Genomic DNA, 12,813 nt, shown 5'->3' on the forward strand with positions numbered 1-12,813 from the left:
ATATCGCATCATGCCGCGTTTTGCAGGCGACAAAGATTGAACACTGCGTCTCAGCCACCTGAATCCCGACAGAATTTTTGCAATAGACGGCAGAAATTTTTCCTGCTATCCGCCTTCCCTACAAATTTCTGGAATCCTGCTTGATGTCTATTCTCAGAGGCCTACGACGACGCTGATGCTCCCGAACGCCTGACGGCGTGTTCGCGAACCCATATATCTTCGTCTATCCGGTCTCTGTTTCTATGCTCATGTACAAGCACGATCTCGTCTACCTCACCGAGGATGCGTCTCACGACGCCGCTATCGAACTCATCAACGAAGAAGCATTCGGCCCAGGCCGGCATACACGTGCTGCTGCCCGTATTCGCGAACAGGGGCCGCATGACCTTTCGCTCTCCTTCGTTTGCGCCGATGACGGCGAGACGATCGCTTCGGTGCGGATGACGCCAGTGCTGGCAGGAACGGTGAAGGGTCATCTTCTGGGGCCGCTCGCAGTGCGGCCGTCGCACAAGGGCAAGGGCATTGGGCGGGAACTGGTGCGCATCGCAGTTGAGGCCGCCAAACGCAAGGGGTCGGAGGCCGTCATTCTCGTTGGCGATCCGCCCTATTATTGCCCGCTTGGCTTTCAGAAGGTCGCTTATGGCGCGCTGACTTTTCCAGGTCCTGTCGATCCGAGTCGCGTGCTCGTCGTGCCGATCGCCGAAGACACGCATGCGCGGCTGAAGGGCAAGATCGCCTGGCGGCGATAGAGCACTTCCGTTCTTCTTCAAATCACGGACGTACTTTATCTCTTCTTTTGTAATTCCGGACGCAAACGCCGGGCACTTTTGCTAGAGTTGCACTCGTCAGAGCATTTTCTTGAGGAAAGTTCGCGTCCTTCCCGCGGGAAAATCCGGCAGTTCACCGAAGACCTCGTAGCCCTGGCGTTTGTAGGCGCTAAGCGCATGCGGATTGAAGGTGTCGATCCAGGCGCCGCGGCAGCCGCGGGCAGCGGCTTCCTCTTCCGCCTCTGCGAGCATCTTGCCGGCTATGCCGCTGCCGCGCAGCATGTCAGGAATGTAAAGCATCTGCACGAAGAGCCAGCCCCAGGCGGTGAAGCCGGACAGGCCGCCGGAGACCTTTCCATCGGTATCGTGGATCAGAACAGCAAGCGGCTGACGCTCCGACGGACCGACATCGGCCGCGTTGAAAGCAGTCAGGCCATCAGCGATGACGGCGAGGTCTTCCGGCGAGGGGGAGGCGGTGAGTTCGAACTCCGGCATTGTCAGCGTCCTTCACGCCACCACATGGCGCCGAAGGCGATAAGCAGAATTCCAACACCAGCAAATCCGGCAAAGAGCGGGAGGGTATTAATGCCTTTCAGCACGGTTTCGTTGGTCAGCCGGATCTGCATGCGGTCATTGTCGGTCACGCGCACCTGACCGCGGACCGGCAGGATCGGCGGAACGTTGATCGCGCCGGCATTGTTGACGACGCGGGCAACCAAGCCGCGGCTCTTATCGGTGATCGGCTTCAACGCTGATGTCGTCGAAATCATCGCTTTGAATTCCGGTGCATCAACGGCGCCGACATGGGCGAGCGTTGTCAGATTGCCGTTACGGATTTCGAAAAGGCCAATTTCGTCCATACGCTTCTCGGCCTTGTAAAGACCGGGTTCGGTCTGCATCAGCGGCAGGTTTTCAGTCTTGCCGGAGGGGTAACGCACGATGGCGTCGCCCGGCGCATCGCCGATCGTCTGGCGGGTGATTTCCAGCGTGCGACCGGAGGTGCGCGCCGTCAGCGCCTCTTCCTCAAGTGCTGGTTCCTTCATCAGCCAGTGGGCGATGCGGCGATAGAGCGAGACATGCGGACCGCCGCCCTCGAAGCCGCGCGCCCAAAGCCAGCCCTGGTCGGAAAGCAGCATGGCGACGCGTCCCTGGCCTGCGCGGTTCAAAACGAGGAGCGGATGGTTATCGGCCCCGACCATGACGGTCTGGCCCTGTGGCCGGGCGACATCAACGCTACGGAACCAGCGGCCCCAATGGGGCGGTTCGTCGGCAGACCCGTCAAGCCCGCGGGTGACCGGGTGCTTGCGGCCCTGTTCGGAAAGACGGGGGTAGAAGGCCTGCTCGATCATCCGGCCGGTTGGCTCGGCCGGCAGCACGGAAGCGAGCGGCGTCATTGCGATCGATTCCGGGCTTGCATGTTCGGGACCGGCAGCAATCAAAAGCGCTCCGCCATTCTCCACATATTGCGCGATGTTGTCGTAATAGAGCATCGGCAGCACATTGGCGCGATCCTGATAGCGGTCGAAGATGATCAGGTCGAAGTCCTTGATCTTGTCGACAAAGAGCTCTCGAGTGGGGAAGGCGATCAGCGATAGTTCGTTGATCGGCGTGCCGTCCTGCTTTTCCGGGGGACGCAGAATGGTGAAATGCACGAGGTCGACGGAGGCGTCGGACTTCAAGAGATTGCGCCAGGCGCGCTCGCCGGCATGCGGCTCCCCCGAAACAAGGAGAACGCGCAGGTTCTGGCGGATGCCGTCGATAATGTGAACGGCGCGGTTATTGGCCTCCGTCACCTCGCCTGGAATCCCCGCGACTGCGAATTCCAGCACGTTCGCGCCGCCGCGCGTCACTTTGAAGGAGAAGGGCGTATCCTGGCCGGGCGTCGCCTGTAATGTCGCAATCTCGTCGCCGTTGAGACGTACGGTCACATTGGCAATGCCACCCGGGCTCGGGCCATCGTCAAAGACGCGCAGCACGAGTTGCTGCTCCTCGTTGACGATGCCGAAGCGGGGCGCCTTGATGACTTCGATGCGGCGGTCGAATTCATTCGGTTTGCCCGTGATCAGGCCATGGATCGGGGCATCGAAACCGAGCGCCTGATTGACGCCGGGCACATCATGCACCTCGCCGTCCGTCAGCATGATCGCGCCGCCGACCCTCGAGGGAGGCACATCGGCTACGGAGGCGGCCAAGGCCTCGAAGAGGCGCGTGGAGGGCATGTCGGAATTGCGGTCCTCGTTCACGTCAACGAAGCGGGGCTCGATCTGAGGAAAGCGGGCGAGCTGCGTCTTCAGCGAGGCAAGCGCGTCGTCTGTCATCGTCATGCGATCTGCCGTTTGCTGGCTCTGGCTGCGGTCGACGATGATAGGGACAACGGTCGAAAGTTGATCGCGATCTTCCTGCAGCAACACCGGGTTGGCGAGAGCTGCGAGCAGCGCGAGAGCCGAGAGGGTGCGAATCCACGCGCCGCGGATGCCTCGCCAGATTGCGAAAGCGGCGATCACGAGGACGATGGCGGTCAATGCCGCCAGAAGGGGCCAGGGCAAAAAGGGCGAATAATCGAGCGTCATGTCATTGCCCCAGCCGTTCGAGCAGGTCGGGCACGTGGACTTGGTCTGTCTTGTAGTTGCCGGTCAGCATGTACATCATAATGTTGACGCCGGCGCGGAAGGCATATTCGCGCTGCGTCTCATCCGGCGGTACAGTGGGAAGCACCGGCATTTCGTTCTCATCGATGGCCCACGCGCCGGCAAAATCGTTTGCGGTGATTAGGATCGGCGAAACGCCGTCTGCGGCCGCGGCGGCCTTATTGGCGTTGTTCTGGCTCTGGCCGCCGCCCTGCCGCGCTTCGATCCAGAGCGGGCTGCCTGTGTAGCGGCCGGGAAAGCTGGACAGGAGATAGAAGGACTTGGTCAGCACGTGATCGTGCGGGACGGGCTCGAGCGGCGGAATGTCCAGATTGGCAAGGATCTGCTGCAGACGCTGGCCATTGGCGGTCGTGTCACTGCTGCCTTCGAGCGAATCCATCTGATCGCGTGTATCGAAGAGCACCGTGCCTCCATTGCGCATATAGGCGTCGATGCGGCTGATGGCGGCGTTGGACGGCATCGGCGCGGTCGCCGAAACCGGCCAGTAGATGATCGGGTAGAAGGAAAGCTCATCCTTAGTGAGATCGATGCCAACGGGCGGAGCCGGCTCGAGGGTCGTGCGGTAGGTCAGGAATTTCGTCAGGCCGTCGAGACCCTGCTCCGAAATGTTGTCCACATCCTGCTCGCCCGTTACCACATAGGCGAGATGAGTATTGTCGAGCCGCTGCATGATGACGTCGTCGCCCGGCTGCGCATCGTTGGCATGCATGATGTCCGGGCGCAACATCAGGCCGGCCGCAAGTGCGATGGCAATCGTCGCTCCAGTACGTGCACGCGGACGCATCTGGGAGAAGGCGCCGTTCATGAAGAGCACGATCAGGCTGTCAGCGAGAAGCAGCAGGAAGGCGATGAAGAAGAGAAGAGGCTTCGCCGACCAGCTTTCGCCGCCGACGAGACCGGCGCGCACGACATTGACGCCATTCATATCGAGGGGCTTCAGGTCTGCATTTTCAGGCAGCACGTTCAGTGCCGCAAAACCATCCTCAGAGCCGTATAGGCCGGGCGGGTTGTCGAAATTGGCGACGGGAGCCGATTTGGCATTCGGGATCAACGGACGGGCATTGCCGGTCTCCGTGACCAGCGTGCCCTTGGCCGTCAGCATACGGAAGGGTGGCAGGGTATCGGCAACACGCGCGCTTCCAGACGATTCCGAGGTTACGCCACCGGACCGCGAGATCTGGATGAGGTGCCGCAGCATTTCGACGAAGGTGCCTGAAATCGGCAGGTTCGACCAGGTTGCCTCGGCGCTTACATGGAAGAGGACGATCTGGCCGGCACTCAGCTTGTTCATGGTCACGAGCGGGGTACCATCGGCGAGGCTTGCCCAGGTGCGCTCGGCAAGATCGGGCGTCGGCTCGGCCAGTACCTGGCGGCTGACCGTCACGTCCGTCGGCCGCGGTATGCCGGCAAAGGGGCCGAAATTTGGGAATTCCGCCAACGCCTGCGGTTCGCTCCAGGACAGACTGCCGCCGAGCGCCCGTTCACCCTGACGCAGGATGACCGGGATCAACGGATCTTCGGCGGGCGCCGCGGCCAGGCGCGGACCTGCAAAGCGCAGCAGCATGCCACCATTCGATATCCAGCGCTGCAGCGGCGCATAGGTGTCCTCCGGCAGGCGGCCGATATCGGCCATGATGATGACGGAGGGATTGTTGGCGAGCAGTTTCGGAATGGCAACCGAAAGATTGGCATCGGTCGGCCGCACCAGATCCGCATAGGGTTCCAGCGCCCTCTGAATATAGTAGAGAGGAGACAACAGCGGCTGGAACTCATCGCCGCTTTCGCCTGAGAGAAGCACGACCCTGCGACGTTTGAAGGCATCGTCGAGCAGATGCACCGCACCTGCTGTGGCGCCCGTATTGATGCCGACGCGGGCAAAATCGTTGCGCATCTCGAAGGGGGCCGAAATGCCGGCATTGACGGCAGTCTGGCCGGGCGCAAAGTCGGCCCTGCCGGTGGCAATCACGCGACCCTGGGCGTCCTGCGCGTTGAGCGGAACGGAGGCTGCGCCAGTGGGGCTCAGGCGTGTCACTTTCACTGTCATCGCATCGGCCGTATTGGTGGCGCCGGAGATTGCGACCGTCTGGGCGGCATCGCCTTCGATGACGCGCAACTCGGCAGGCCGGAGATCGGAGAGTTGACGGATCGTGGCGTCGTTGTCGCTGCTTGCCGCTCCGTCGGTGAGGAATGCAAGCGTACCCGGATGTACGCCGTTGAGAGCTGCGCGCAGCGCCTCGAATGCGCGCTGGCGATCCGGTACGAGCGGTTTCGGCTCGGCGGCACGCAGCTTTTCGCGGGCGGTCGGGGCCGTGCCGGGTGTCGCGTCGTTGGTCGGATCGGCGGTGAAGGCAATCGAGACGACAGCACCTGCGGATTCGGCGTCGCCGATCAGCGCGTCGGCGGTCTGAACGCGGCGCTCCCAATCGGGCGCCGAAGCCCAGCTATTGTCGACGAAGAGGACGAGAGGACCACCCGATGCGATCGTGCCGGTACGCGGATTGACGACCGGATCGGCGATGGCGAAGATAATCGCCGCCGCCAGAAGCATGCGCAGCAGCGTCAGCCACCAGGGGCTTTGTGCCGGCGTTTCCTCGCGCCTCAGCACCGTCGCGAGGATTTTCAGGGGCGGGAAGACCTCCGCCTGCGGGCGCGGCGGTGTCAGCCGCAACAGCCACCAAATGACGGGAAGGGCAATCAGCGCGCCGAGGATGGCGGGATAGGCAAAGGCAAAGGGAAGCGCGCTCAAAACTGTCCTCCATGCGTTGCCTTTGCCGGCATGCCGGAAAGATACATATGGACGGCAACCAGCGCTTCGGATGCAAGATGATCGGTGCGGTGGGTGACGAAGGTCCAGCCAAGGTGGCGCAGCGACTGGCCGAGATTTTCGCGGCGGGCGAGATAGGCGTTGCGGTAGGCTTCGCGCAGGCCTTCGGCTCGGCCGGAGGTCAATCTTTCACCGGTCTCAGGATCGGAAAATTCGGTGCGGCCGCTGTAGGGGAAGATTTCTTCTGCGGGGTCGGCGACCTCTACGACGTGGCCGCGCAGACCGCGGCGGGCAAGAGGGCCGAGCCGTGCCATGATGGACGGCGCGTCATCGAGAAAATCACCGATGAGGATCAGATCGCTCCAGCCGCGGACCATGACGGTTTCCGGCAGACCGCCGGTCAGCGGCGTATGCATCAGGGCGGCTGCGAGCCTTTCGGCGGCATTGCGGGCGGAGATCGGTTCCATGACGCCGGGGCAGCCGATGCGTTCTCCGGAGCGGGCAAGGATTTCCGCTAGCGCCAACATGATGACCAGCGCCCTTCCTTCCTTGGAGACGCTGCCATAGGTCGACTTGTACATCATCGAGGGCGACATGTCCGCCCAGAGCCAGATCGTGTGAGCTGCTTCCCATTCGCGATCACGCACATAGGTATGATCGTCGCGGGCTGAGCGGCGCCAGTCGATGCGAGAGAGGCTCTCACCTTCGCTATACGGACGGAACTGCCAGAAATTCTCGCCGATGCCACGTTTGCGGCGGCCGTGCCAGCCGGCAATCACGGTATTGGCAATGCGCTTGGCTTCGACCAAGCAATCCGGAACAAGGGCAGCCCGCTGCCTTGCGCGGGAAAGGGCATCATTGCCTGACGTCGGGTTGACGATCTGTCCGATGGCTGCCACGCGCTGCGCTTCCTTATCCCTTTGCCTGCTTGACCAGCCCCGCGATGACGTCGCGCACCGACATGCCCTCCGCACGGGCAGCGAAGGTCAGCGCCATGCGGTGCTCGAGAACGGGCTCGGCGAGCGCGTAGATATCGTCGAGCGAGGGTGCCAAGCGGCCTTCGTAGAGTGCGCGGGCACGGGCGCAGAGCATCAGTGCCTGGCCGGCGCGCGGGCCGGGACCCCAGGCGACATGCTTGTCGGTGGACGCATTGCCCTGGCCCGGACGGGCAGAGCGCACCAGCGAGAGGATGGCGTCGACGACCGTGTCGCTAACCGGCATCTGGCGCACGAGGGTCTGGATTTCAGCGAGACGCGCGGCATTGATGACCGGTTCCGGCTTGGCTTCGGTGAGGCCTGTGGTTTCCAGCAGGATCTGGCGTTCGGCTGCAAGCTCGGGATAGTTGACATCGACCTGCAGAAGGAAGCGGTCCAGCTGGGCTTCGGGAAGCGGATAGGTACCTTCCTGCTCCAGAGGGTTCTGCGTTGCCAGAACGTGGAAGGGCGAAGGCAGATCATAGCGCTGGCCGGCGATGGTGACATGATATTCCTGCATCGCTTGCAGCAGTGCAGACTGAGTGCGCGGCGAGGCGCGGTTGATTTCGTCTGCCATCAGGAGTTGGGCGAAGACCGGGCCCTTGACGAAACGGAATGAGCGGCGGCCGCTCTCGTCCTGGTCCATGACTTCGGAACCGAGAATATCAGACGGCATCAGGTCGGGCGTGAACTGGATACGGTTTGCGGCAAGGCCTAATACTTCGCCGAGCGTCGTTACCAGCCTCGTCTTGGCAAGACCGGGAACACCGACGAGAAGGGCATGCCCCCCCGAGAGAACGGCGAGAAGCGTGTTTTCAACCACGCTTTCCTGACCGAAGATAACCTTGGAAACTTCCGTGCGAATGGCGGCGATATCGGATAGCGCTCTTTCTGCGGCGGCGACAATCGCCTGTTCATCGAGGCTGGCTTCGGTCTTGATCATACCCATGGGCATCTCCAATGGCTGAAATCATTCGGCTGCGAATCGTCTGACTTTAATAGGCGTGCCTCATACCTGATACAGTTATGAAGATGTTGCGGGCTGACAAGTTTGTTTCAAATGACTATCTCGTGACTGTATTTGGTTAAAAGCAAACCGGGACAGAAGAATGGCAGCCGAGGAAATGAGGCATACGGCGGATGCGGCGGGACTTGCCGCGCTGATTTCGCGCGCTTCCGAGGCGAAATCCGGTAAAAAGCGCGGATTGCCGCCTGTTGAGAAATGGAATCCGCCCTTTTGCGGCGATATCGACATGGAAATACGGGCGGATGGCACATGGTTCTATATGGGCACGCCGATCGGCCGACAGCCGCTCGTTCAGCTCTTTTCGACCGTTTTACGCAAAGATGACGACGGCAAGACCTATCTCGTAACTCCTGTGGAAAAGGTCGGCATCAGGGTCGTTGATGCGCCTTTTGTCGCCGTAGAGATGAATGCCAGCGAGCGGGATGGACAGCAGATCCTGACCTTCCGCACCAATGTTGGCGATATCGTAGAAGCCGGGAAGGAGCATTCTCTGCGTTTCCCAGGGCATGGCAAAGACAGCGAACTGAAACCCTATCTGCATGTGCGAGGACGGCTTGAAGCGCTCGTGTCACGCGCCGTAATGTATGAATTGGTCGAACTGGGCGAAGTGGTCGAAGTCGCCGGCCGGGAGATGTTCGTCATTCGCTCCGGCGGCGAGATTTTTCCGATCATGCCGGCCAACGAACTGGAAGCAGCCTCCCGATGAGCGAAGCGATCAGCAGGACCTGTTCCCCGTTTTCGGCCGCCGAGTTCCGTCGCCGCGCGCTAAACCAGATCGGCGCACCTATCGACCACGCCTGGCGTGACCACGGCGACCATGTACTCAATCCCGATATCGTTGCGCTGGTCGAGACCTTCAAGCTGCGCGACGCGGCCGTGCTGGTGCCTGTTGTCGATGATGGCGATGAGGCGAAGGTGATCTTCACCAAGCGGACGTCGACGCTTCGCAAGCATTCCGGCCAGATCGCGTTTCCGGGCGGCTCCATCGATGCCGACGATGTCTCGCCCGAAATGGCAGCGATCCGCGAGACCGAAGAGGAGATCGGCCTTGGCGGCAGCTTCGTCGAAACGGTCGGGCGGCTGCCAAACTATCTGTCGTCTACCGGCTTCCGCATCACGCCCGTTCTCGGTGTGGTGCGACGCGGTTTTTCGCTGCAGCTCAATCCGGTCGAGGTGGACGATGTTTTCGAGGTGCCGCTTTCCTTCTTAATGAACCCGGCCAATCACAACAGGGACAAGCGCATGGTCGACGGAATCGACCGGCATTTCTACCGCATGCCCTATCAAACGCGAATGATCTGGGGCATCACCGCCGGCATCGTCCGCACCCTCTATGAAAGGCTCTATGCATGACCTCAGTCGCCGACCAGCCATGGTTTCAGGATCCGGCGCTCGTTCGGGTCTTTGCGCTGCTGAACGCTGACGGCGGAGAGGGGCGGGTGGTCGGGGGAGCGGTGCGCAACAGCCTGATGGGGCTGGCGGTCGCCGATATCGATATCGCCACCACGCTGCTGCCGGAGGCGGTGATGGAGCGGGCAGCTGCGGCTGGCATCAAGGCCGTACCGACAGGGGTTGCTCATGGCACGGTGACGCTCGTAATCGATGGCCGGCCTTTCGAGGTGACAACGCTGCGCACCGACGTGGAAACGGACGGGCGTCGTGCTAAGGTTGCTTTCAGCACGGACTGGCAGTCCGATGCCGAGCGGCGCGACCTCACCATCAATGCGCTCTATGCAAATGCTGCGGGCGACGTGATCGATCTCGTCGGCGGACTTGCCGATATCGAGAAGCGGAATATTCGCTTCATCGGGGATGCGGCGACGCGGATCGCCGAGGATTATCTACGCATCCTGCGCTTCTTCCGCTTCTTTGCGTGGTACGGTTCCGGCCGGCCCGACGCGGAGGGGCTGAAAGCTTCTTCTTCGGCGCGCTCGAAGCTGAAAACGCTCTCGGCCGAGCGTGTCTGGTCAGAGCTCAGGAAGCTTTTATCGGCGGAAGACCCGGGACGCGCGCTTCTCTGGATGCGGCAGGTCTCGGTTCTAACGGAAATCCTGCCGGAAACGGAAAAATGGGGCATCGACGCCATTCCAGCGCTTGTTTCGACGGAGAAGGCGCTTGATTGGGCGCCCGATCCGTTGTTGCGCCTTGCCTCGATCATCCCGCCCGATCTGACGCGGCTGGAGGCGTTGGCCGCACGTTTGAAACTCTCGAATGCCGAAGCGGCCTATTTCAGCGCATGGGCCAAGGCAGCCCCGGTCAATGACGAAATCTCCGCTGCTGCTTTCGAGAAGCTGCTCTACAGAAATGGCGCAGACGGCATTGTCGTGCGATTGAAACTGGCGCTTGGTGTTGCTCGGGGCAAGGCCGAGAATGGCAGCTTCGATGAGATGAGCCGTTCGGCGCGGCTTTCGAAGCTTCTGGATCATGCGCGCGTCTGGAAGAAGCCGCAGTTTCCGCTGAATGGCGGGGACGTGATGGCCGCAGGTATATCCGCCGGTCCGAAGGTCGGCGAAATCCTGTCGACCTTGGAAAACCAGTGGGTGGAGGAGAATTTCGTCTCAGACCGGGCGGCATTGCTCGCCCGGCTTTCGGAGATTGTCGGTTGAGATCAGGCCGCGTTCGCTTCGTCGCGGATGCGGGCCTTGATATTGTCCACCATATTTTCGCGAATGACCGTTTCGCCGTGCGCGGTTCGCATATGCTCGACGGCGCGGCGAACGACTTCAGCATCATTATCGGCCCTGGTGTGCCAATCGCATCCGGGAACGAGCGTACCGCATTCGAAAAGTCGCATGGTTTTCTCCTGTCTCTGGAATGCCGAACCATCACGCTTTCGCGCGATTGGGAAATGTGCGGCAATGGAGAAGGTTCCGGGGAGGAAAACTTCGGCCGACCTGGAACGTCGGCCGAAAGGCCTGCTTATGAATGGGGCATTGCCCAAGCCATGTAGGTGTCCGAAAGGTGAGCGGGCATGTTGCTGTTGGCAGCACGTGTTGCCTGCTCTTGAAGTTCTTCCGGAGTTTTGCCGCCTGCGAGCTGCAGTTTCACCTGTTGGATAAAGCAGGAGAGCGGCAGGTCGGAGCCGCTTTTTGCTCTCAGGTCTTCGGCGATGCGCGTTAGAAACTCGGGCGCGTCGACTGCGCGGGACGTTTCCTGGATATCTGCAGAAGCAGACGAGCCGCTTTGTACCGTCATGACAATCCTCCTCCGATTGTAACGCACAAGACTCATTTAGGACGCACTCAGCTCTGATGAAGGCCTTTCAACGCGATTTTACTGGAATAGTATTTCAAATTTATCAGTTGGCGCGGAGTTCAGGGCCAGCGCACGACGGGCGGCAGAGATGAAAGAATGGACTCGACGTTGCCGCCGGTTTTCAGGCCGAAGATCGTTCCCCGGTCATAGAGCAGATTAAACTCGACATAGCGGCCGCGGCGAATCAATTGTTCGTCGCGGTCGGCCTCGGTCCACTCCTTGTTGAAGTTTGAGCGAACGATTTTTGGGTAGACCATGGAAAAGGCCCGGCCGACATCCCGTGTGAAGGCAAAATCGGCATCCCAGCCGCCGGCCTCCTCGCGGGAGTGCAGCCAATCGTAGAAAATGCCCCCGACGCCGCGCGGCTCGTTGCGGTGCTTGAGGAAGAAATAGTCGTCGCACCATTTCCTGTAGGCGTCGTAATCGGCGACCGGATGGTTGCGGCAGGTGATTTCCATGGCCTTGTGGAAGAGCTGTGTGTCCTCGTCCTCCTGCGTGCGGCGGCGCCCAAGCACCGGCGTCAGGTCGGCGCCGCCGCCGAACCAGCGGCTTGTGGTGACAACCATGCGGGTGTTCATGTGAACAGCCGGCACGTTAGGATTGACAGGATGGGCGATCAGCGAAATGCCGGATGCCCAAAAACGCGGATCCTCGCTGGCGCCCGGTATCTGCGCTCGGAAGTCAGGCGCGAATTCACCGAAGACGGTGGAGGTGTGGACGCCGACCTTCTCGAAGACGCGCCCTTCCATCATCGACATGAGACCACCGCCGCCGGCACCGTTTTCGCGCGACCAGTCCTTGGAGACGAAGCGGCCGGGCTCCTGATCGGAAAGCGGGCCTTCGAGTTCGTCCTCCAGAGCTTCGAACGACGCGCAGATCGTGTCCCTTAGTTTCTCGAACCATGTTCGGGCGGCGGTCTTCTTGTCCTCGATGTCTTCGGGCAGGCCGATTGGCAGTTCCGGTCTTTCCATGCGATTCGCTCTTTTCCTGATTACGCTTCCGGTTTAGCAGGTGCCGCACGCGCTCGCTACCATAGGGAGACACCTGCGAGGGCTTGCAAGATTCGACTCGCAAAGGCTGAATTTCGATACTACCTTTCCATCCAGAGGTAGGTTTCATGGCGAAAATTCCGGGGCCTCCGCCCTTTGAAGGCTTGAAGCGCAGGATCGCAAGGCATCGGGCAGAGGCGTCCGCCCAGCAGAAGGATCACTTCGTCCGCGAGACATACAGAATGGGACTTATCGAGGCCCGTGCCAAGGCGCGCGAATGGTTCGATGAATATCCAAAGGCCGCTTACTGGACCGAAGTCGAGAGCTGGCGTCAGCTTGAGGGTGACCAGATCGAGTTCACCATGCGCCGCCTGCCGTCCGCCGATTGA

General features: G+C 61.1%; 13 protein-coding genes. 5 read left to right on the forward strand and 8 right to left on the reverse strand.

Annotated elements, in window-relative coordinates:
* The first annotated feature begins 197 nt into the window (after nucleotides 1-197).
* Nucleotides 198-749 (forward strand): N-acetyltransferase, encoded by a 552-nt coding sequence (locus tag FHX15_RS01805; RefSeq protein WP_312861450.1) that lies wholly within the window; start codon nucleotides 198-200, stop codon nucleotides 747-749.
* 96 nt (nucleotides 750-845) lie between these two features.
* On the opposite strand, the gene FHX15_RS01810 is transcribed toward FHX15_RS01805, so the two are convergent.
* From FHX15_RS01810 to FHX15_RS01830, 5 genes are read right to left on the reverse strand one after another with little or no spacing between them, the layout of a single operon-like run.
* On the reverse strand, nucleotides 846-1,262 hold the full coding sequence (locus tag FHX15_RS01810; protein WP_184393153.1) for an N-acetyltransferase: 417 nt from the start codon (nucleotides 1,260-1,262) through the stop codon (nucleotides 846-848).
* Between the two features lie 2 nt (nucleotides 1,263-1,264).
* Nucleotides 1,265-3,337 carry a hypothetical protein gene (locus FHX15_RS01815; protein WP_184393154.1) on the reverse strand — a complete coding sequence of 691 codons (2,073 nt, stop codon included), beginning with the start codon at nucleotides 3,335-3,337 and terminating at the stop codon, nucleotides 1,265-1,267.
* Between the two features lies 1 nt (nucleotide 3,338).
* Nucleotides 3,339-6,161 carry a DUF4159 domain-containing protein gene (locus FHX15_RS01820; RefSeq protein WP_184393155.1) on the reverse strand — a complete coding sequence of 941 codons (2,823 nt, stop codon included), beginning with the start codon at nucleotides 6,159-6,161 and terminating at the stop codon, nucleotides 3,339-3,341.
* Nucleotides 6,158-7,078 carry a DUF58 domain-containing protein gene (locus FHX15_RS01825; RefSeq protein WP_184393156.1) on the reverse strand — a complete coding sequence of 307 codons (921 nt, stop codon included), beginning with the start codon at nucleotides 7,076-7,078 and terminating at the stop codon, nucleotides 6,158-6,160. The genes FHX15_RS01820 and FHX15_RS01825 overlap by 4 nt, the downstream gene beginning before the upstream one ends.
* A 13-nt stretch (nucleotides 7,079-7,091) precedes the next feature.
* Nucleotides 7,092-8,102, reverse strand: a complete 1,011-nt coding sequence (locus FHX15_RS01830; protein ID WP_184393157.1) for a MoxR family ATPase — start codon at nucleotides 8,100-8,102, stop codon at nucleotides 7,092-7,094.
* A 160-nt stretch (nucleotides 8,103-8,262) separates the two neighbouring features.
* Between FHX15_RS01830 and FHX15_RS01835 the strand changes: the two genes are divergently transcribed.
* The 3 genes from FHX15_RS01835 to FHX15_RS01845 are packed head-to-tail and all read left to right on the forward strand — an operon-like array spanning nucleotide 8,263 to nucleotide 10,786.
* Nucleotides 8,263-8,886: a DUF1285 domain-containing protein gene (locus FHX15_RS01835; RefSeq protein WP_184393158.1), complete on the forward strand. Its 624-nt coding sequence runs from the start codon at nucleotides 8,263-8,265 to the stop codon at nucleotides 8,884-8,886.
* Nucleotides 8,883-9,533 (forward strand): CoA pyrophosphatase, encoded by a 651-nt coding sequence (locus FHX15_RS01840; protein ID WP_184393159.1) that lies wholly within the window; start codon nucleotides 8,883-8,885, stop codon nucleotides 9,531-9,533. Before FHX15_RS01835 ends, FHX15_RS01840 begins: the two co-directional genes overlap by 4 nt.
* Nucleotides 9,530-10,786, forward strand: a complete 1,257-nt coding sequence (locus tag FHX15_RS01845) for a CCA tRNA nucleotidyltransferase (protein WP_184393160.1) — start codon at nucleotides 9,530-9,532, stop codon at nucleotides 10,784-10,786. Before FHX15_RS01840 ends, FHX15_RS01845 begins: the two co-directional genes overlap by 4 nt.
* A gap of 2 nt (nucleotides 10,787-10,788) precedes the next feature.
* On the opposite strand, the gene FHX15_RS01850 is transcribed toward FHX15_RS01845, so the two are convergent.
* From FHX15_RS01850 to hemF, 3 genes are all read right to left on the reverse strand, one after another.
* The gene (locus tag FHX15_RS01850; RefSeq protein ID WP_184393161.1) at nucleotides 10,789-10,974 is read right to left on the reverse strand and encodes a DUF1059 domain-containing protein; all 186 of its coding nucleotides are present in this window, start codon (nucleotides 10,972-10,974) and stop codon (nucleotides 10,789-10,791) included.
* 125 nt (nucleotides 10,975-11,099) lie between these two features.
* Entirely contained in the window at nucleotides 11,100-11,375 is a 276-nt protein-coding gene (locus FHX15_RS01855; protein ID WP_184393162.1) for a hypothetical protein, read from the reverse strand.
* Nucleotides 11,376-11,494: 119 nt separating this feature from the next.
* The gene (hemF, locus tag FHX15_RS01860; protein WP_184393163.1) at nucleotides 11,495-12,406 is read right to left on the reverse strand and encodes an oxygen-dependent coproporphyrinogen oxidase; all 912 of its coding nucleotides are present in this window, start codon (nucleotides 12,404-12,406) and stop codon (nucleotides 11,495-11,497) included.
* A gap of 146 nt (nucleotides 12,407-12,552) precedes the next feature.
* Between hemF and FHX15_RS01865 the strand changes: the two genes are divergently transcribed.
* Nucleotides 12,553-12,813, forward strand: coding sequence for a hypothetical protein (locus tag FHX15_RS01865; protein WP_184393164.1), 261 nt, complete (start codon nucleotides 12,553-12,555; stop codon nucleotides 12,811-12,813).

It is taken from the genome of Rhizobium sp. BK650, from assembly GCF_014195325.1.
Classification (GTDB): Bacteria; Pseudomonadota; Alphaproteobacteria; order Rhizobiales; family Rhizobiaceae; genus Rhizobium.